At 66.3% G+C, this 17,742-nt stretch carries 17 protein-coding genes and 6 pseudogenes; 11 read left to right on the top strand and 12 right to left on the bottom strand.

Annotated elements, in window-relative coordinates; translation table 11 throughout:
- Positions 1–301: 301 nt before the first annotated feature.
- Positions 302–862, bottom strand: coding sequence for a hypothetical protein (locus ACFWVP_RS19400; protein WP_384498132.1), 561 nt, complete (start codon positions 860–862; stop codon positions 302–304).
- Between the two features lie 161 nt (positions 863–1,023).
- Between ACFWVP_RS19400 and ACFWVP_RS19395 the strand changes: the two genes are divergently transcribed.
- Positions 1,024–1,185 carry a hypothetical protein gene (locus ACFWVP_RS19395; RefSeq protein ID WP_384498130.1) on the top strand — a complete coding sequence of 54 codons (162 nt, stop codon included), beginning with the start codon at positions 1,024–1,026 and terminating at the stop codon, positions 1,183–1,185.
- Positions 1,186–1,454: 269 nt separating this feature from the next.
- On the opposite strand, the gene ACFWVP_RS19390 is transcribed toward ACFWVP_RS19395, so the two are convergent.
- Both ACFWVP_RS19390 and ACFWVP_RS19385 read right to left on the bottom strand, forming a co-directional pair.
- On the bottom strand, positions 1,455–1,973 hold the full coding sequence (locus ACFWVP_RS19390; protein WP_384498128.1) for a hypothetical protein: 519 nt from the start codon (positions 1,971–1,973) through the stop codon (positions 1,455–1,457).
- Positions 1,948–2,394: a hypothetical protein gene (locus ACFWVP_RS19385; RefSeq protein WP_384498126.1), complete on the bottom strand. Its 447-nt coding sequence runs from the start codon at positions 2,392–2,394 to the stop codon at positions 1,948–1,950. The genes ACFWVP_RS19390 and ACFWVP_RS19385 overlap by 26 nt, the downstream gene beginning before the upstream one ends.
- Before the next feature lie 263 nt (positions 2,395–2,657).
- Here ACFWVP_RS19385 and ACFWVP_RS19380 point away from each other — a divergent pair, with 263 nt between their 5' ends.
- Together ACFWVP_RS19380 and ACFWVP_RS19375 are read left to right on the top strand one after the other, a co-directional pair.
- Positions 2,658–3,053 carry a hypothetical protein gene (locus tag ACFWVP_RS19380; RefSeq protein WP_384498124.1) on the top strand — a complete coding sequence of 132 codons (396 nt, stop codon included), beginning with the start codon at positions 2,658–2,660 and terminating at the stop codon, positions 3,051–3,053.
- 11 nt (positions 3,054–3,064) lie between these two features.
- Positions 3,065–3,247 carry a hypothetical protein gene (locus ACFWVP_RS19375; RefSeq protein WP_384498122.1) on the top strand — a complete coding sequence of 61 codons (183 nt, stop codon included), beginning with the start codon at positions 3,065–3,067 and terminating at the stop codon, positions 3,245–3,247.
- Between the two features lie 131 nt (positions 3,248–3,378).
- Here the strand turns inward: ACFWVP_RS19375 and ACFWVP_RS19370 are convergent, their stop codons facing one another.
- The 6 genes and pseudogenes from ACFWVP_RS19370 to ACFWVP_RS19345 all read right to left on the bottom strand — a co-directional run bounded on the left by ACFWVP_RS19370 (position 3,379) and on the right by ACFWVP_RS19345 (position 6,479).
- Positions 3,379–3,729, bottom strand: coding sequence for a PRC-barrel domain-containing protein (locus ACFWVP_RS19370; protein WP_384498120.1), 351 nt, complete (start codon positions 3,727–3,729; stop codon positions 3,379–3,381).
- 281 nt (positions 3,730–4,010) lie between these two features.
- Positions 4,011–4,180: pseudogene (locus tag ACFWVP_RS19365) on the bottom strand (hydrophobic protein).
- A 155-nt stretch (positions 4,181–4,335) separates the two neighbouring features.
- Positions 4,336–4,803, bottom strand: a pseudogene (locus ACFWVP_RS19360) (hypothetical protein); the annotation flags it as partial.
- Positions 4,804–5,081: 278 nt separating this feature from the next.
- Entirely contained in the window at positions 5,082–5,525 is a 444-nt protein-coding gene (locus ACFWVP_RS19355; RefSeq protein WP_384498118.1) for an SRPBCC family protein, read from the bottom strand.
- A gap of 422 nt (positions 5,526–5,947) precedes the next feature.
- A pseudogene (locus ACFWVP_RS19350) lies at positions 5,948–6,166 on the bottom strand (IS5/IS1182 family transposase); the annotation flags it as partial.
- Positions 6,167–6,206: 40 nt separating this feature from the next.
- A complete protein-coding gene (locus ACFWVP_RS19345) occupies positions 6,207–6,479 on the bottom strand; it encodes a hypothetical protein (protein ID WP_384498116.1) in 273 nt (90 codons plus the stop codon).
- 313 nt (positions 6,480–6,792) lie between these two features.
- Between ACFWVP_RS19345 and ACFWVP_RS19340 the strand changes: the two are divergent.
- Positions 6,793–8,001: pseudogene (locus ACFWVP_RS19340) on the top strand (ISAzo13 family transposase); the annotation flags it as partial.
- 53 nt (positions 8,002–8,054) lie between these two features.
- Here ACFWVP_RS19340 and ACFWVP_RS19335 read toward each other — a convergent pair.
- Entirely contained in the window at positions 8,055–10,598 is a 2,544-nt protein-coding gene (locus tag ACFWVP_RS19335) for a DUF3376 domain-containing protein (RefSeq protein WP_384498114.1), read from the bottom strand.
- 185 nt (positions 10,599–10,783) lie between these two features.
- Here ACFWVP_RS19335 and ACFWVP_RS19330 point away from each other — a divergent pair.
- The 5 genes and pseudogenes from ACFWVP_RS19330 to ACFWVP_RS19310 form a co-directional block, all read left to right on the top strand.
- A pseudogene (locus ACFWVP_RS19330) lies at positions 10,784–11,538 on the top strand (IS5 family transposase); the annotation flags it as partial.
- Between the two features lie 515 nt (positions 11,539–12,053).
- Complete coding sequence (locus ACFWVP_RS19325) at positions 12,054–12,503, top strand: spore-associated protein (protein WP_384498112.1); 450 nt, start codon at positions 12,054–12,056, stop codon at positions 12,501–12,503.
- A gap of 622 nt (positions 12,504–13,125) precedes the next feature.
- Positions 13,126–13,850: pseudogene (locus ACFWVP_RS19320) on the top strand (IS5 family transposase); the annotation flags it as partial.
- Between the two features lie 870 nt (positions 13,851–14,720).
- Positions 14,721–15,023, top strand: coding sequence for a hypothetical protein (locus ACFWVP_RS19315; RefSeq protein ID WP_384498110.1), 303 nt, complete (start codon positions 14,721–14,723; stop codon positions 15,021–15,023).
- A gap of 545 nt (positions 15,024–15,568) precedes the next feature.
- Positions 15,569–15,790: a hypothetical protein gene (locus ACFWVP_RS19310; RefSeq protein ID WP_384498108.1), complete on the top strand. Its 222-nt coding sequence runs from the start codon at positions 15,569–15,571 to the stop codon at positions 15,788–15,790.
- Positions 15,791–16,012: 222 nt separating this feature from the next.
- On the opposite strand, the gene ACFWVP_RS19305 is transcribed toward ACFWVP_RS19310, so the two are convergent.
- On the bottom strand, positions 16,013–16,180 hold the full coding sequence (locus ACFWVP_RS19305; RefSeq protein WP_384498376.1) for an RNA polymerase sigma factor: 168 nt from the start codon (positions 16,178–16,180) through the stop codon (positions 16,013–16,015).
- Positions 16,181–16,775: 595 nt separating this feature from the next.
- Between ACFWVP_RS19305 and ACFWVP_RS19300 the strand changes: the two genes are divergently transcribed.
- Positions 16,776–17,249 (top strand): hypothetical protein, encoded by a 474-nt coding sequence (locus ACFWVP_RS19300; protein WP_384498392.1) that lies wholly within the window; start codon positions 16,776–16,778, stop codon positions 17,247–17,249.
- Positions 17,189–17,341, top strand: a complete 153-nt coding sequence (locus ACFWVP_RS19295; RefSeq protein ID WP_384498374.1) for a hypothetical protein — start codon at positions 17,189–17,191, stop codon at positions 17,339–17,341. The genes ACFWVP_RS19300 and ACFWVP_RS19295 overlap by 61 nt, the downstream gene beginning before the upstream one ends.
- 41 nt (positions 17,342–17,382) lie before the next feature.
- On the opposite strand, the gene ACFWVP_RS19290 is transcribed toward ACFWVP_RS19295, so the two are convergent.
- Entirely contained in the window at positions 17,383–17,634 is a 252-nt protein-coding gene (locus tag ACFWVP_RS19290) for a hypothetical protein (RefSeq protein ID WP_384498106.1), read from the bottom strand.
- Between the last annotated feature and the right edge of the window lie 108 nt (positions 17,635–17,742).

Here is a 17,742-nt window from a genome sequence, read left to right as displayed (position 1 = left end):
CCCACCGGTCGTGCAGGAATCCGTTCTGCTCCCAAGAGGCGTCCACCCCGCGCGCAGCCGGGCGAAGCGCGTGGTGCCAGGCTCGTTGTCCAGGTCGATGCCCGGCGGCGGGGGCGTCTGGCTGACCAGGTCGAGAAAGCTCGGGCTGTTGGGGGTGTGGTGGCCGTTGACGGGCTTGTCCTCGTTCTGCATCGCGGGGTGTCTCCTGTGCTGTTGGTGGCGGGTGGTGCGCAGGCCGGACGGCCTGGCCCGCACCCGACCTGGTGAGTTCGGGTGCGAGGCAGGTGGTCGGGGAAGGGGGTTACAGGCTGCGGGCATGCGCGAGGTCTGCGGCCTGGCCGAGGATCCGCATGGGGAGGCGTCTGTCGCGGCAGGAGTCGTTGAAGGCGGGTACGGACTCGAAGCCGTCACCGAAGCGGCGGCGGATCGCCTCCATCAGTACGGAGATTGCGGCCATCTCCAGTCCCAGGTCACGCTGGGCCTCGAAGCGGACCGCGCCGAACAGGCAGAGGGCGCCGTCTTCGTCGGCCATGGTGTTCCTGCACCAGCCGCCGGTGAGCAGGCGGTGGTGGGCACGCTGCAGAGCAGCTGCGACCGGCGTCGGGTGCGGGTCCGGGAGCGGGGCGGACCCGGTGTCGAGGGGTCCGGCGAAGACGTCATCCAGGTCGACGGTCTCGGTGTCGATGTGCGCGGTGTTGACCTCGTAGGCGACGGCCGCTTCGTCCAGGCGCACGGTCATCACGATGTTGACGAGAGTGAGGCGTTCATCGAGGGACAGTGCCGTCGCCGGCGCGGGGGCTGCAGGGGTCTGGGTGTTCGGGGCGGACCGGCCTATGGAGGGGGAGGGGGTGGTGCGGGGCATCGGGGCTCCTGGCGGGGTACGCCGCAGGGCGCCGCCGGGATGGTGTCCGGCGGCGCCCCTTCGGTGTCGTGCAGCGGGATGGCGAGGTTCTACGAACGGGTGTCATGGCACCTGCGACCCGGGCATCCTCGAAGCAACATGTGCCAGGGGAAGGGGATCGGGTGGAGTTCGTCTTCGAGTGTGGGTGGTGCGATGGGGACAACTACTTCGTGGGCAAGCAGGTCGGCTTCTGGGTCGACAAGTGGGAGGTCCCCTCGGAGTGGGACTGCCGCTTCTGTGACGGTCTCAACTACACCCACGACCCGCCGTGGACGGAGGCGTAGTCCAGAAGCTGAAGACCAATCCGGCCAGCGAGGCGAGGCGCTGTTGACGAGCGGGGCCAGGCCGGTCGCGGCGAGGGTGAAGCCGAACAGGCTGCACGCCAGCATGGAGCCGAAGCGGACGTGACCGCCCTTGAGCAGGACGGCGACGACGATGCCCAGCAGCACGGCGGCGGAGATGGACAGGGCCACGGCGGGGTCCTCCTTGATGAGGTCGGGTGGGGAGCCCTGCCCGGGGCAGGCCGGCCCCCACCGGTGAGGCAGGGAGAGGGTCAGGCGTTGTTGAGGCTCTTGATGGCTTCCAGCGCCTGGCGGGGCGAGGCGATCTGGGACTCGCGGCTGTCGGGCTTCGGTCCGCGCTTGCCGCCACCGCCCTTGCCGCCACCACCGCCGCGACGGCGCGAACCGCCGTCATCGCCGTCGTCGTCCTTGGGCTCGGGCCAGAACTCGCCCGGTCGCACGGGCTCGTTCCAGTCGAACCACAGGCCGCGCTTTTCCAGCTCGCTGACCTCGTGGTCGGTGAGGCGGTTGACCTCGTCGGGGAACAGGTCGGCGAGGTCGGTGTCGAAGTCCGCGTACAGCGACCGCATGAGCACTGCGCGGCCGTTGTCCAGGACCATGACGGCCACACCGCCGGTGCTCACCCCGTTCTCCGGGTCGGCCTCGCCCTTCATGGCCCGCTCGATCGCGGAGCCTTCGTTGCGGGAGTAGCGGGCCGGGATGGTCGGCACGTCGTAGGCGTTCTCCATCGTGCCCTCCGCCGCCTTACGCGTGGCGCCGGGCGAGCCCATGTTGAAGATGGTCGGCCGGCTGTTCGGTGGAGAACCCGTTGTGTGCGAACGGCGACTGCCCGGCGGGGTTGAAGCCGATGCCGTATTTCAGGCCGGTGACCGTGAGGTCGTTGCCGTCGTTCTGGATGAACTCGCCGAAGTCCCCGTCCTGCGCCGCGGTCATGAACTCGTCCGCGTACACGTTCAGCTGCCGGTAGGGGCAGCGGGGGTCGCCCGGCTTGTAGTCGTGCGCCTGGCCGTCGTGCGGCCAGGGCATGTCCGCGCGGATCTCACACAAGGCTTTCGCCGCGCGCAGGGAGCGGGCCATCCACAGGGCGTTGGAGCCCTGCCGGTCGATGTACTTCCCTAGGGTGGAGGTCTTCTCGTCCTTGCGGACGGTGGACAGCCAGACCACCTGGCCGCCCAGGGACTGAGCGGCCATGTTGATCGCGAAGAACTGCAGCGGCCGCAGATCGTTACGGAGGAACCCCTCATGGTGTCCAAGTCCCAGGCCGCCGCCCGCACCGCGGGGTCCGAGCAGGAGACCCAGGAGTTCACCAGCACGGTGGTCGTCGCCGTCGACGTGGAGGACGAGGAGTAGTCCCGGCTCGCACGTCCTGACCCAGGCATCCCTCCCCGGCGCCCGCCCACCCGGCCGGCCCGGGGAGGGGCGCCCCCTCTTCCCGCCGCACCGTGGAGGTTGCAGTGATTCATATCTTCGTCGGGCCGACGCTGGAACGGTCCGCGCCGCCGCTCGCCGCTCCGGGCGTACGGGTGTGCCCGCCGGCCCGGCACGGCGATTTGTTCACCGACACGATCGAGGGCGGCGACACGGTGGTGCTCGTTGACGGCGTCTTCCACCAGGCGCCCGCGCTGCGGCACAAGGAGATCCTCGCGGCGATGGGCCGGGGCGTCCAGGGACCACGGGCACTCCGTGGCCGTGCAGTTGTGCACGGGGACGCCTCCGTCCGGGAGGCCGCGGACCAGGAATGCCCGGACCTTGTAGTGGCGCCGTACCTCAAGACTGCGCATGTGGTCGGTTCACACCTGACTCATCGTTCATCCGGGGCCGGTCGGCGACAGAGGGCCACGAGGGCGTAAGCAACTGGGGCGTGACCGTCCTGCAGGCAAATGCGGAGATGGACGCCGGCGACGTATGGGCGACCGCTTCCGCAGCCCGCGTTCTGGCCGCGGTACCCGACCGCGTCAGCCGGATCGTCGGCTTGGAACAGGTCTTCCCAACCCATTCCACCGCCCAGGCTGCCGAAAATGCCTGGGCACTACCCGTCCACTGAGCCGACGCGCTGCTCTGTGCTCCGCTCGGCAGAAGGGACGCGTCGGCACGTGGGCCCAGCTGGAGCACGAATAGTGGGGGCCGGCCGGAGACAGTCCGGTCGGCCCCCACTCGTGGGGTGGTGTTGTGGGGTCAGGGGCGGCGGTGGCTGTAGTAGCTGCCGACCTGCTCGTGGTACCCGGCGTCGCCGACGTGCTTGTCTCTGTCGAACTCGGGGGAGTTCTTGATCTGATCCTTGGTGAGGTCGACGAAGACCTTCCGCTCGGCCTCGTCGACGGTGCGTACGGTGCCGGCGGGCAGCAGGACGTGCTTACCGAAGATCCAGACACCGGTGTCGACGACGAGGTACGCGGCGTTGACATCGTCCGAGTGCTTGTCGACCTTCCCGATGCTGCCGTCGGTGGCCTCGACCTTGTAACCGATCAGGTCGGCCCCCGCGGTGTGGCCGGCGGTCGGCTGGTAACCCCAGATGCTGTCACTCATATAACGTCTCCCTCATCAAAATTCGCTGCTTCACAGGTGAAGCGGTGGAGTCGGATTGGCGTACCTGGAAATGCTGTGACGCGCTCTCAGAAGACCACATGCCCGGGATGCCGGACCCCACACATTTACGCGGCTGAAAATTATGTGTGGCCGGAGTTGCCGTGGCCACCTATCCCGAATCCCTTGATTTCTTGCACCATTAGTTCTCACTACTCGCGTCGCACAGGATCTGCCATGGGATCGGCAGCCCACCTGCATGTCGTTGTGCTGTTCAGACCGGTTTACCAGCGGTACCAGCGACCTCGCTTGCCGCCACTGGTAGCCGGACGGATCGCGTAGCCGAGCAGCCACACCACCAGTACGATGCGGCGATCCACCAGAGGGCCTTCAATGCGAAACCGGCACCGAAGAGAACTAAGGCGAGCAGAAGAACAAGAATGATGGGAACCATTATTATCAACCTCTGAGGCCTCGTGTGCCCTGGAGCCTGGACTTCACTCCTGTAGATCTTATGTATTTTTTTACGGTCCTCAGAGTCACGATAATTTCCCTTGGGCAACTGTGCTAGGTGATTCACAAGGGCCGCGCTACGGCAGTCGCCGGGGATCACAGATACCGGCGGATGGGCAGGACGGCCGTCACCCGGGCGCGCTGCGCGAGCGAGCGCTTCTTCCAGCGGCCCTCCCGGATCGGTTCGCTCACGGCTATGCCCTGGTCGAAGTGCTCGTCCAACGTCGCGGTGGACTCCTCGTCCAGGACTGCGAGCATGACCTCTTCGTCGTGGTCGAGGGAGCGCCGGTTGAAGTTCGTCTCGCCACGGTGGCCAGCCGGAAGCGTTCCTCCGCCGATTCCCAGCATGACGCGGATCAGGGTCTGCATTTCCGGCCAGCCGAAGCTGGCTGAGCCTCGCACCACCTGCACGATCGAGTTCCCCTATTCCTCGATGATGCCGACGCCGCCGGTGAAGGGTGTCTCCTCGTCCACGACGAGGACCTGGCGGTGGCAGCGGTGGTTCTGCTTCAGCGGCGAGGGGTACAGCGGCTTACGGAACCACGCCACCTCGGCACCGGTCGAAGCCACGGGTCTGCTCGGCGCAGGCGGCCGGGCCGACCAGGCAGGCTCCCGCTTGCCGCGCGGGGCCGACGATGCGGCCGATACCCATGGCCCACCCGACACCGGTAGGGCGGGCCGGCGGACGACCCGGTCGCCCGCCGGCCCGGTTCCTCCACGCCGTCACGACGCTGACTGCCTACGCCCGCAACAGACGGAACCGCCCGTGCGCGCGCACTATGGCGGTGCGCACAAGCGGTTACCGTCTGCGATGCACTCCACGCCCCGGCAGCGAGCCGTGGTCACATGCCCCCAGAGCCATCACCCGCCGCCCTGGACTCGGCCAGCTTCTGAAACTCGCCCAGGTCGTAGTTGGCCAGCGCCGAGTCGAGGTTGGTCAGTGCACCCAGGTGCTCCACGAATCCGCTGGGGTCGTACTCGATCTGCAGGGCTACCCGGCTGGAGGTGTCGTCGAGCCGGTGGAAGGTGACCACGCCCGCGTGATGCACACCGGAGACCGTCTTCCAGGCGATCCGGTCCAGCGGGACGACTTCGGTGAGCTCCGCGACGAAGCTCTTGTCGGCGCCCGGCAGGGACAACTGCCAGGAGAATCGGCGCTCGTCTATCGAATCGACCCGGCGCACATGGCTCAGAAACTCCGGCCACCGCGTCACATCGCTCCACAGAGCCCAGGTGACGCTGACCGGGGCCTTGATGTCGACGGTTTCGACGAGGGAGGAGGACATGAGGAAACAACCCCTTTTTCGCTCGGTTACGCCTTGCGCTGCCGACTACCCGATGGTCGGCCACGCATGCCCCTCCGCCTCTGCTCGAGTCAGAGTCACCAGGTATACAATCGATTCTTTCCAGGCCGGAGCGGGTCTTACGATCAAGCCGTGCCAAGCACTCCGAAGTATGTACTGGACCGTTCGCCACTTCGCCCAGGGCAACCCTGCAGGCCCGGGCTGCGACAGCGTCCCAACGCTCTTGCGAAGCCTGGCCGATTCGATTGAAATGTTGGGCCCTGCCGAGATTCAGGACGTCGTCATCGAGTCGGAGATGACTGAGCACGGAGCTTGGCGGTCGGGGACCGTCTACTTCCCACCTGCCTGAAGACGACTGAGTACGGATTCTGGCGCTCACGAGCGAAGCCGGACCACCCATGCCGCAGCGTGACGGTCCCAAGGAAGATGCAGGCACGCTTGTCGTATCTGCTCGCGACCGCGCGCAAGTGCTTCATCCTGTTGACGGCTCGCTCAACGGTGTTGCGCTCCTTGTCGAAGCCGGGCGGTCGGCCGCCCACGCTCCCGCGCCGCAGCCGGTTGGCCGCCTGGTCATTCCTCTCCGGGATCACATGCGCGATCCCGCGTCCGCGCAGGTAGTGACGGATTCCGCGATTGCTGAAGCCCATGTCGGCGCTGAGGCTGTCACCCAGGCGTCACCGACGCGCCCTCCCCAGCACGCAACGCCGCACGCTCGGCGTGATGTGCGGGTGGTGCCGGACTTGCCCTTGCCCTTGGCGACCGGTCAGTCGGCGCCGACATCGTGCACGGACACGCGAATCGTGCCGATAGTGCTGTCGGCGGCGCCGGGAATGAGCATCCCCCACTGGCACCGGTCCGCAGGTAATCCACTGTGGCCTGGTCGAGCAGCTCGCCGGGGAGGGACGCAGGGATCACTGGAGGATCGGGCGTGAGCATCTCGGCACAAACCCTGCCGCGGTGTCCGGTATGGGAGTATCGGCTCGATTCGCGCTCACTGTGTGTCAGTCAACGACACACGCGAACAACGACCGGCGGGGCTGGTTGGAACGGCGCTGCTCGTCAGGCGGTCGGTCCGGTGCGGAGCAGCCGGATGTCCCGCACGAGCGTGTACGAAGCGCCGAGGAAGGTTACAGCTCCAACCATGATCGCCGATCCAGAGATCGACGTCTCACCGCTAACCGTGCACGAGCCCTTAGGGCTCGCAGAGAATCAAGGTGTTGCTTCCCGCGGTTCGGCTCGTTGGTGTGGTATGCGCATATCCGGTGAGGTCCGCAGTCAACTCAGCCTGAAGTTCGGGGTGTTGTTCCCGTACCTTGACGAGCGGCAGCGTCGTCTGTTGATGGGAGCCGAAGCCCGGGTTCTGGGCCACGGCGGTATCCGGGCAGTCGCCCAGGCCGCCGATGTCAGCGAGGCCACCGTGCGCAAAGGCGTGGACGAACTGGAGGCAGGGGCGGAACCGCTGGGCAGGGTCCGTCGTCCCGGTGGCGGGCGCAAGCGGGCGGCCGAGGTGGATCCAGGACTGCGGCCCGCGCTGTTGGCTCTGGTCGAGCCGGATATGCGCGGGGATCCGATGTCGCCGCTGCGATGGACGACGAAGTCCACCCGCAGACTCGCCGGCGAGCTCACGAGGCAGGGCCACCGCGTCTCGGCGGATACCGTCGCCGACCTGCTGCGGGAGGAGGGGTTCAGTCTCCAGGCCAACGCCAAGACCGTCGAGGGAGCCCAGCATCCTGACCGGGATGCCCAGTTCCGCTACATCAACGACTGGGCCAAGGAACATATGGGCGCCGGCGACCCGGTGATCAGCGTGGACACCAAGAAGAAGGAGTTGATCGGCCAGTACAAGAACGGGGGCCGAGAGTGGCAGCCGAAGGGACTGCCGACCCAGGTCAAGACCCATGACTTCCTTGACCGGCAGGGACCTGGCAAGGCGATCCCGTACGGGATCTACGACGTCGCCGCGAACACCGGCTGGGTCAACGTCGGCACCGATCACGACACTGCCGCGTTCGCCGTCGCCTCGATCCGTCGCTGGTGGCAGGACCGTGGCAATCGCGACTACCCGCAGGCCACCCGGTTGCTGATCACCGCGGACGCGGGTGGCTCCAACGGATACCGCACCCGTGCCTGGAAGACCGAACTCGCTGCCCTGGCCGCCGAGACAGGCTTGGAGATCACGGTCTGCCACATGCCGCCGGGCACCTCCAAGTGGAACAAGATCGAGCACCGGCTGTTCTCCCACATCTCCATGAACTGGCGAGGCAGACCTCTGACCAGCCATGACGTCATCGTGAACAGCATCAAGGCAACCACCACCCACACCGGACTGACAGTCCACGCCGAACTCGACCCGGGCACCTACGACACCGGCATCAAGGTCACCGACAGCGACATCGACGCCCTGCCCATGCAGCGGCACCGCTTCCATGGCGACTGGAACTACACCCTCCACCCCCAACACCGTGACAGCCACGAGTTAGAGATCTGCGAGCCCTAAGACGCACTGAGTCGTCAGCGTACCGTCAGCCACGTGATCAGCACGCTGATGCCCACAAGAGTCATGATTGCGCAGCCAAAAGTGCGTTTGGCCGATGCCCAAATGGCACTGGGCAGCTTGATGGGGTCACCATCGCGGGCCTTGCGGGTGTTTGATCGCAGGTGAAACGTGGCGGCGCGCAGTAGCCGCATCCTGATGCCGGGGCGAGGTTCAGAGGGAATTCTAGAGGCGAAGACGGTGCGCCCGACGTTGACTGCTCGGCGCCCAGCCTGCTTCGCCGGGGCCTCGTCCTTGCCCGGTGGCAGCGTCGTCGCGATGAGGCGAAGGACTGCTTCGATAAGGAGACGCATGGTTCTTTGACCGTCAACGGACTTGGCAACACCCTTTAGGATGTCGCTGTCCGACTTCTTCAGTTTGGTGAGGTGTCTTCTCATCCATTGGAGGGCCCTGGCGTCCCCTTCGGTTCCTTCGGCATCCTCGGGTGCCTCCGCTCTGAGGATTGCCCGATGAAGCCTCTCCTCGAATTCATCTCGTTGCTTAGAGGTGAGCTGGTCGAAGAGGGACAGCAGATGGTGGGCCGCGTCCAGGCGGCCCCAGGCGAAGTCGGATCTTCGCCAACTGGCATCGACGAAGGCCCCGAAGTGCATAAGCCGCAGACCGTAGAGCTTGCGTTCACCCAGCTTGGCAATGTTGTCCGTGTTGAAGAGCGGCCCCATGTTGTCCGGGCTAAGCCGGAGGAACTGGAACTCAGGCGGGAGCGGTTCGACGAGTTTTGCCGGGGTGTTGTAGACGCGGGTGACGACTTCGATGGCAAGACAGACCGACACGACCTTTTGAGCACTCCAGCCTGTGTCCATCCCGGCATGCTTGAGTGCTTCTACAAATGCCATGCTCGCTGATGTGACGAGCTCGTCCAACATCTTGGGTACGCTGAGATCCTCGTACAGCTCGTGGATGAGTGCAGCCAGCGTCTCATCGCAGACATCGCCTGCGGTGCCGTATCTGGTCTGCAGCTGTTCGTCGAGCGCCTCACCAATCGCCAGGGTCCTGCGGAGACACTCGGTGACATGGTGATCACCCTGGAGTAGCGTAGTTTGCTCTGAAGTGAGGGTCTTCTGTCGAAAGCTGCCGCTGGCCTCGATACTGTGCCGAAGATTAACGCTCAGAGTCTGAAGTAGTCGCTCTGCGGTGGAGATACCCCAGCGCCATGATTCCCGCGTGCCTGTGATTTCATTGGTAGCCCAGCGGGGAACCCAGTTGTATCCCGCCTCGGTACTGCGCAACAGCCGGTCGCTGGCATCCGGGTCGTCCTTGGGCATGGCGAACGAGGACACGGTGTCGGATCCAGCGATTCGGCGGCGTACCTCGGTGAGTAGGGCATGAGTGCGGTTGCGGCGGTACTCGGGGAGCAATTTTTCTGCGCAATCTTCCAGATGGCCTGTCAGCTTGCTGCTCCGCCTTGCACGGGACAGCAGATCCGATTGCACGTTCTGGCTACGGCTTCGAAGCCTGGTCAACATCTCCTCCGTCCCGGAGCGCAGATCGGCTTCTCCGGGATATCGGATGGCGTTCAGTGTGACGTCGAGGACGGGGGTTTCTTCGCACTCCCCGTCCTGCGGGTTGGGTTCGGTCATGCCCACGGACGGCACAACATAGACGAGCACGCGCCGGACTGGGCTATGCACAACGGCTCGGTTGGTAATGGCCTCGAGTACCGGCTCGAACGGGGCATTGTTGAGAACGCCTCCGTCCATAACGCAACTTGCCGGGAAATCGAGTGCGTGCCGGGGGCGCAGACGATGACCGAGCAGTGGCAGCTCGCTGACAGGGGGAAAAGCCGCCGGGTAGCCAGCAGATGCTCGGGCGGCCAGGGCTAGCAAATCTGTGGAGTCCGGTGTGAAGTCGTCCGGCTCATCTTCCGTGACGTGCCATCTGTTGTCGTCACCCCGCTTATATCCCACCCGCTGTCCATAGCGGAATAGGTAGATCCGACGGTGGTCCGGAACGTCGAACGGGTTGCCGAAACTGTCGCTATGCCGAAGCTCGCGGCCGTCCAAAGCGGTGGCGGTAACGAACAAGTCAACCGGTGCGCGGGAACATGTCTCGGATCTGTCGATCTCGTTGATGGCCTCTTGAACATCGGTGGTAAAAACTTCACCGTTGAAGACACTTGTCTTCGACGGCGACTCAAGTAGATGGTCCAAAGCGGCAGACTTCTCCCACGTGTCACGCAGGTTCGGTAGCGCCCTGCCCCGTGCGATCGCTGTCGCTAGCAACATCCCATTCAGCCCACCAGCCGATGTCCCGGAAACGACATCAACGTTCACCTGCGCACCGGCCGCTGAGAGTACCTCGCCCCAGATCTTCTGCACGCGGTCGCCCCTCCCTTCTTCCTCCGCCTGTACGCCAGGCAAGGGGAGCCGTTGCGACGCTCGGCGCAGCAGATCGAGTTCATGAGTGACCCCTCCTATCCAAACAGCGAGACTTACCCCACCGTTCATTACCAGGGCAAGGCGGATCTCGTGGCGCGCATGCTGTGCGGAGTTGTCTGGTCCCATGGCTTGAGTCTGGCCAGACTCCGGCTCCCCATTGCGCCCCGCGAGAGGAGAGGGTCCATTTGCTGCCGCATTTCCTACCGATGGCTCCCTTGGAGCTCGTAACACGATCTTGTTGAGATGCCCTGGTTGGGCGTTACCGGTGTGCCGATTCGGCCGTTCGTGATGGTGTGGGTACTCGACCGTGGATCGTGGACGATGAGTTGTGGGCGCTGATCGAGCCGTTGTTGCCGCCGTGGCCGGAGCGGTTACCGGGGCCTCGGCCGGTGTCGGACCGGCTCTGTCTCCAGGGCATCCTGTTCGTTCTCTACAACGACATAGCCTGGCAACTTCTGCCCTTGGAGCTGGGGTTCGGCTCGGGGCAGACGTGCTGGCGCCGCCTGGACCGGTGGCAAAGGCAGGGGTCTTCGACCGGCTGCACCGGGTCCTGCTCGCGGAGCTCCACGCGGCCGGCGAGCTCGACTGGTCGCGGGCTTGCGTGGATGGTTCTCACATCCGCGCGAAAAAGGGGGCGCAGACACCGGTCCGTCGCCGGTCGACCGGCGGAAGACGGGCAGCACACCACCTGATCTGCGACGGACGCGGCACCCCACTCAAAGTCATCACCACCGCGGCCAACGTCAACGACATCACCCAGACCCTCGCCCTCGTCGACGGCATCCCGCCTGTCGCCGGCCGCCCCGGCCGGCCCCGCCGCCGACCTGAAGCCCTGCTCAGGGATATGACTCCAACACCCACCGCGACGCGCTGCGTCGTCGTCGGATCCTGCCCGTCATCTCCCGCAAGGGATCACCGAACATCAAGGGGCATTGGCAAGCTCCGCTACGTGGTGGAGCAGACCTTCGCCCTGCTCCACCACTTCAAACGCCTCGCCGTCCGATGGGAACGCCGCACCGAACTCCACGACGCCTTCGTCTCCCTCGCCTGCAGCCTCATCTGCTACACGCCTCAAGAAAACCCACCCATGATCGTGTTACGAGCTCTTGGGATGGAAGGGAGGCGTACAGGTCGTCGCCCCGCTGTCGGGTTCGGGACACGCGGGCGTGTCCCTCGCCTGAACGGCATCGGCACGCCCCTGGTTCACCGCGTGCACCGCGCTTCGCCCCCAAGCGAGACGACCCCTCAGGCCGCTGCGACGATCTGGGGACCGGGGGGTGGCCGGGGGGTTCCCGCCGCAGCCTTTCCAGCCGCGCGCGAGCCCTTGTCTGACGCTCTTCCGGCATTTCCGGGTACCGACCCCGTCGCGCACTCCTCGCTCACGCCTTGTTCACGCCTTGCTCGCGTCGCGTGGACAAGACGCGCATTACTCCCTTGCCAGAAGCGAGAACGTGTCTGACCAGCAGAGATAAAGCGATCATGTTCGGTTGAAACACGGCTCCCGACGGATACAACCATTGCGTTGTCCTGTGGGTCTTATCTGGCAGGAGCGACCACTCCTGAGATCACAAGGGGTAAGTCATGAAGTTCAACCGTTCCGTTCTGACTGCGGCGGCCTTCACCGCCCTGGCTGTGGGGAGCATGACCGCGTTGGCGGCGCCCGCCTCCGCCGCGCCGAACACTACGCCGCAGAAGGTTTGCGGTGAGGCCTACAAGACAGTGAATTCGGCGCCCGTCGGCTCACTGGGCACCGTCTACCTGACGTACAACGCCGCGAACGGCGAGAACTGCGTCGCGACCATCCGGAACAACCCGGGTACCGGCGTGGACATGGGCACCTGGATCCAGGTTCCTGACACCGGGGACGCGGCGGAGGACTACGGGCGGTACACCTCGTACGCGGGGCCGGCCTACGTCTACGGCAAGGGTCACTGCGTCGACTGGGGCGGCAGCATCAAAAACGTGTACGTATCTGTGGGCGGCTCCAACTGCGCCGCTCTCAAGGAGCACCGGGTCACCACCATCCGCTGACCTGCGCTTCTGAGAGGACGGCACGATACTCCGTGCCGTCCTTTCGCGGCGTTCCCGAGGCGCGGCGGCGTGTTCGAAGCCCGACAAGCCGAAGTCACGTACACCGGCGCCGGGGTTGCATCGTGAGCGTACGGGGCCCGAGCACTCGCGTCAGCGCGGATATGTCACCGCCCTGCACCCGGCGTCAGCACGGGTAGGCGGGCTGCCAGGGCCGCCAAGAAATGTCGGGAGATCTGATGCCGAGTCCGGCTCGTGGGTATCCCCCGAGGAGAATCAGCCCTCGGTGGGCGATACATCGTTTCCGCCCAGGGGAAAGCCCAGGTCAGCGGCACGCGACGCGGCCGGACGGTAGCACTAGGTAAACCGTCTTGTTCTGGATCTCCAGAACAAAGCTCACCGTCTGCCGGGAGACGCGTACATTGTTCCCCTCTGAGGGAAAGCCGCAGGCAGGACAGCCCGTACGAGCGTTCCCAGGATGTGGCGCCGCGCGCCGCCCACCCCGGTGCCGGCGGTCACGGTACGAGTGGCCCGTGACCCACAACTTCGGCCTTTACATGCCCTGGTCACCCGTGACCGGTGTGACGATTCGGCCGTTCGTGGTGGTGTGAGTACTCGACCGTGGATCGTGGCTGACGACTTGTGGGCACTGATCGAGCCGCTGCTGCCCCCTTGGCCGACGAGATCACCAGGGCCGCGGCCTGTAGCTGACCGGCTGTGCCTGCAAGGCATCCTGTACGTGCTCTGCAACGACATCGCGTGGCAACTTCTGCCCCCTGAGCTGGGGTACGGCTCCGGTCAGACCTGCTGGCGGCGCCTGGAGCGGTGGCAGAAGGGCGGGGTCTTCGACCAGCTGCACCGCGTCCTGCTCGCCGAGCTGAACGCGGCCGGCCGCCTCGACTGGTCCAGAGCATGCGTGGACGGCTCCCACATCCGGGCGAAAAAGGGGGCGCCGACACCGGTCCGTCGCCGGTCGACCGGCGGAAGACAGGCAGCAAACACCACCTGATCTGCGACGGACGCGGCACCCCGCTCAAAGTCATCACGACCGCGGCGAACGTCAACGACGTCACCCAGACCCTCGCCCTGGTCGACGGCATCCCACCCGTGGCAGGTCGTCCCGGCCGGCCCCGCCGACGTCCCGAGGCTTTGCTCGGGGACAAGGGCTACGAGTCCAACCCCAACCGCGATGAACTGCGTAAACGCCGGATCCTGCCCGTCATCTCCCGCAAAGGAGCCCCGAACATCAAGGGCATGGGCAAGCTCCGCTACGTCGTGGAGCAGACCTTCGCCCTGCTCCTGATCCTGTACCGAATCGTCCGCCGCAGTCTGCGCCAACTCGCAGGCCACGAGGACAGCGCGCAGGCCAGACGCCTGACATGGTCCACAGCATTCTTCGCCCGCCGATCACTCCTGCGCACCGCCATCCGCAAATACCGGGCCAACCGCCCCCGCTACGCCCGGCAGGTCGCCGGGACGGCCGGGCTGGGCGTCGAAGTCGTCAGGCTCCGGGGCCCTCGTGAAGTCCGCCATTGGAAAAGGCAGACAGCGAAAGGGCCGACGGAGAGTAGCTTGCGAGAAGCCCCGGCACACCGCTGGCGCTTAACCAACATCCTGGCCGACTTCACCGCCGGCCAGGAAAGCCCCAACGATCGCGGTGGGTGGATCGGTTGCCGGGCGCGGGTGCCGTGTTGCTGCCGTATCCGAAGGCTGCTCTGAACGATGACTCGCCGAGTGATACGTGAGAGCTGGCGGCCCGATCTCTCCGAGTAGCTATGGAAAGCCGGGTGGAGTCGGCAGTCAGATGCTGTCAGTTTGAGGAGATGGTGAATATTTCCGCTATGCCCGAATCGGTGAAAGTGCTTGAGAATCGACGTAGGGGCGGGTAAACCTGCAGGTCACTGAGTCTGCTCCCCGCGCCCGCGGGGATGGTCCTCGTGTTCGCCCGCAACGGTACTTGACTGCTGCCTGCTCCCCGCGCCTGCGGGGATGGTCCCATCCCGGTTCCGGATCTCCTCGCCGGTCCGACCTGCTCCCCGTGCCTGCGAGGATGGTCCCAATGACCCTGACCCGCAACGCGGCCGTGGTCCGCGCCCGCTCGTGCCCGCACCCCGGGCCCCGGAATCGGTGGCTACCGAGCCGCCACACGCACAACCCAAGATCAGTCCGTCGCCCGCCGGGCACACCTGGGCAACCGAGACCCCTCAGAACACAACCTCCTTGGGGCACCCGACTGGCTCCTTCAACGCCTTCGAGCCGACGCTGCGCCGAGCCCTGGCGCTGGCCCCCGAACGCCGTACCGTCACCGCGGTACTCGACTCCGGCCGGCCCGCGCCGCATGGGAAGCAGGAAGTCGAGCATCGAAACAGCCCTGGTCCCGAAAGCGTCAACCTCACGAAGACGATCGAGGCCGACGGGCTCCGGGAACAAGCAGACGCCGAGCCCGCTCCCGCCACCCGCCCCACCCGCAGCTGCGGCGATGCCCGAGCTCAACTTCCAGTCGGCAGCGACGCCTGTACCTGAAGGTGACGCCCCGAGCCCGCACCAGAATCTGACCTGGCCCCTGAGCCGGCGCCCGGGCCGGACACCGATCCGGTCGAACCGCTCACCACGGTGGACCGGTACTACCTTGCCTGGACCCGGTACATCCAGCAGTACGCACACGAGCCGCGCGATACCGCCCTGTCCCAGCACCTCGCCGACAACGGCATGACCGGCCGCGACGAAGCACCCGTCAGCCCCTCCACGCTGCGCCGCTACCTCCCGCACTTCCGTATCTACGCCGGGTGTCGCCGATCTCCGGATGGTTCAGTATGTCCCAGCAGGCGTATGCGGCCGGATGTTGAGCGGCCAGGGTTCGGGCCCTGGCCGACGAGGACGCGGACCTGGACTGCACGGCTCCGAGCCCTGGCAGATGCCGTGATGCGAGAGCAGCTACGCCGAGCAGTGCGTGCGCCGTTGGCAAACGGGTGCACACCGGGTGGCCATCGAGGAAGTGGCGTCGGGGCGGGGAACCGATGGACGGTGGTGCCGGATCGGCCGGCACGCCGTGAGAGAGGAACCGCACGATGGAGCAGTCCGAGCTCGAGAGCAAGGTTCAGACACTGGAGACGGGTCTGGCCGTTCAGGAGGCGGCCATGGCCGGGGCGCAGGCCACGCAGGCGGCGACCCAGGCGGGGATGACCTCGACGTTCGGCGCGACGCAGGCGGGGACGTGGTCGGTCATGGCCGTCGGCAGCGTCGCGCTGGTGGTGGGGATCTTCCTCGGCGTGGCCATCGCCAAGGACTGACGGCCGGTCCCGCCCTACCGGGAGCTGCCGTCCGGCTCTGCGCCGCCCCCTGCCCGGCCCTTTGGTCGGGCAGGGGCGTGCTGCGAGGTGGCCGTAGTCCAGCAGGAAATCCAGGTCTACCTCGTACTGGGAGCGTTCCCCTCGGATGAGTGGGCACCACCGTGGTGGTCCTGAGATCACCCGTTTGCTCCCCGGACTGCAAGACAACTTCATGATCGTCGCTCAGCCCTGGCCATCGCGCACCGCCTGCACGGTGCGCGTGAACGCCTCCGAGGCCATGTCCTCGGCGGTGTGCGGGTCGCGGCAGCAAGCGCGGGCGTACGCGAGAACGACATCGGCGTGACGGCGGTAGAGCTCCTCGACCGCGCCCGCATCACCGCCGTCGCGCAGGGCCGCGGTCAGCAGCGCGTCGGTGCGTCCGTCGCTGTCGGCGGCGCCACCGGGCCCGCTCCGGCCGCGGTCGCTGCTTCGGGTCGGTGCGCCGGTGGTCGGTCATGCCCCTGCACTCGTTTCAGATCTGTACGACAACCGGTGCGCAGTCTGGCAGACCGCTGGCCCCCGGCCCTCCGCGACCCGGGCTTCCAACGGTGCAGCAACGGGGTGCCCCGAAGTCGGAAGGGGCGTCATGCCGAGTGCCACGTCGCCGTCACTCAGGTCGGAGCGTCGGTCGGGCAACGACCCCGGGAGGCCACACGGTCCCCGTCCGCCTGCCCACACCCGAGGGCCGGGACCCGCACGGCCGACGCCACCGACAGCCCTGGCTCCCTCTGACACCTGCACGGCTGCTGCGGGAACCGTTGAAACCACCGCCGGGGCGGCGACCCGGGCGACCGCTGGATGCAGCGCCCGGAGCTGAACAACCCAAACTGCGGTGCCACCTGAGCGACATGGACGCCGCAGACCCGCGTCATGATCCGCAACAACACCGTCTCCAACATCGGAGGCGAGGTGCAACGGTTCCGGCTCCACGAGCGCCGACAACATCGTGCGCTACAACATCAGCCAGAACGACGGCGGACAACTCTTCGACATGGTCTGCGCCAAAACGAACAACACGCAGATCTACAACAACACCTTCTATCTATCCAAGCCGGTCGACATCATCAACAACGGCAACGGCTCCACCGGAGATATCGCCGCCTTCCGCAACAACATCTTCTACGTGGCCACCTCCCAGGCCAGCTACATCAACACGAGCCCCCTCACCTTCGACGCGAACATCTTCTACGGCGACCACCCCACCGGAGAGCCAGCAGACACCCGCAAGGTGACCACCGACCCCAGGCTCACCGCACCCGGTACGGCCACCTCCCGCGCCGACGCCGGTGGCTACCGCCTCCGAACCGGCTCGTCCGCGCTGGCCAATGGCAATGCAGCGGCGCGCCCAACCAACGCTGGATCGCCACCGCCAAGGACGGCGGCTACACCCTTACCGCCCAGTCCAGCGGCCTGCTCCTGACCGCACCGTCCACCGCTGACAGCGCACTGCTCGCCCAGCGCCCGGGGGCGTCCGGGGCCATCCAGACCTGGGCCTTTTCGAAGGTGTCCTGAGCGACACCACTCCGGACGGCTGTGGGCCGGCCTCAGCAACGTCACCTCCACGACGCGGCGGGACGCCCCGCCAGCGCGCGCCAGTCGTTGGACGTGGAGTGGACGTTCAGGCACAGGTCGCTGGACTGGAAGTCCATCGCCCGGTCGAACGCGGCCCTGCCGATGCCGATGCCGATGCCGTTGCGGGTGTCGGGGACGACTTGCCGCCGTCCTCTGTGTAGAACTCGAACGCCTTCGACCAGGTCTGAGCAGATGTCAGCCGTGGCGCCGCCCCCAAGGCCGGGGGGCGGCACGCCGGAGTACAGTGCGGCGGGGTTATAAAGTGCCCGGGCCACGCCCCCCGGTGGGGGACAGGTGTAGACGGGGGCCGGCTCCGGCTTTTACAGTCGTCGCAGGGGTGG

Origin of the sequence: Streptomyces sp. NPDC058637 (assembly GCF_042717325.1) — a bacterium.
Lineage (GTDB): Bacteria > Actinomycetota > Actinomycetes > Streptomycetales > Streptomycetaceae > Streptomyces.
Note: the sequence above shows the minus strand (reverse complement) of the source record. Positions and strands in the feature narration are given on the sequence as shown.

Excerpts from the sequence above, each read along its gene's own strand:
- ACFWVP_RS19400 (WP_384498132.1), bottom strand. The coding sequence starts at position 862 with ATGCCCCGCACCACCCCCTCCCCCTCCATAGGCCGGTCCGCCCCGAAC.
- ACFWVP_RS19390 (WP_384498128.1), bottom strand. The coding sequence starts at position 1,973 with ATGGGCTCGCCCGGCGCCACGCGTAAGGCGGCGGAGGGCACGATGGAG.
- ACFWVP_RS19385 (WP_384498126.1), bottom strand. The coding sequence starts at position 2,394 with ATGGCCGCTCAGTCCCTGGGCGGCCAGGTGGTCTGGCTGTCCACCGTC.
- ACFWVP_RS19370 (WP_384498120.1), bottom strand. The coding sequence starts at position 3,729 with ATGAGTGACAGCATCTGGGGTTACCAGCCGACCGCCGGCCACACCGCG.
- ACFWVP_RS19355 (WP_384498118.1), bottom strand. The coding sequence starts at position 5,525 with ATGTCCTCCTCCCTCGTCGAAACCGTCGACATCAAGGCCCCGGTCAGC.
- ACFWVP_RS19345 (WP_384498116.1), bottom strand. The coding sequence starts at position 6,479 with ATGCTCACGCCCGATCCTCCAGTGATCCCTGCGTCCCTCCCCGGCGAG.
- ACFWVP_RS19335 (WP_384498114.1), bottom strand. The coding sequence starts at position 10,598 with ATGGGACCAGACAACTCCGCACAGCATGCGCGCCACGAGATCCGCCTT.
- ACFWVP_RS19325 (WP_384498112.1), top strand. The coding sequence starts at position 12,054 with ATGAAGTTCAACCGTTCCGTTCTGACTGCGGCGGCCTTCACCGCCCTG.
- ACFWVP_RS19310 (WP_384498108.1), top strand. The coding sequence starts at position 15,569 with ATGGAGCAGTCCGAGCTCGAGAGCAAGGTTCAGACACTGGAGACGGGT.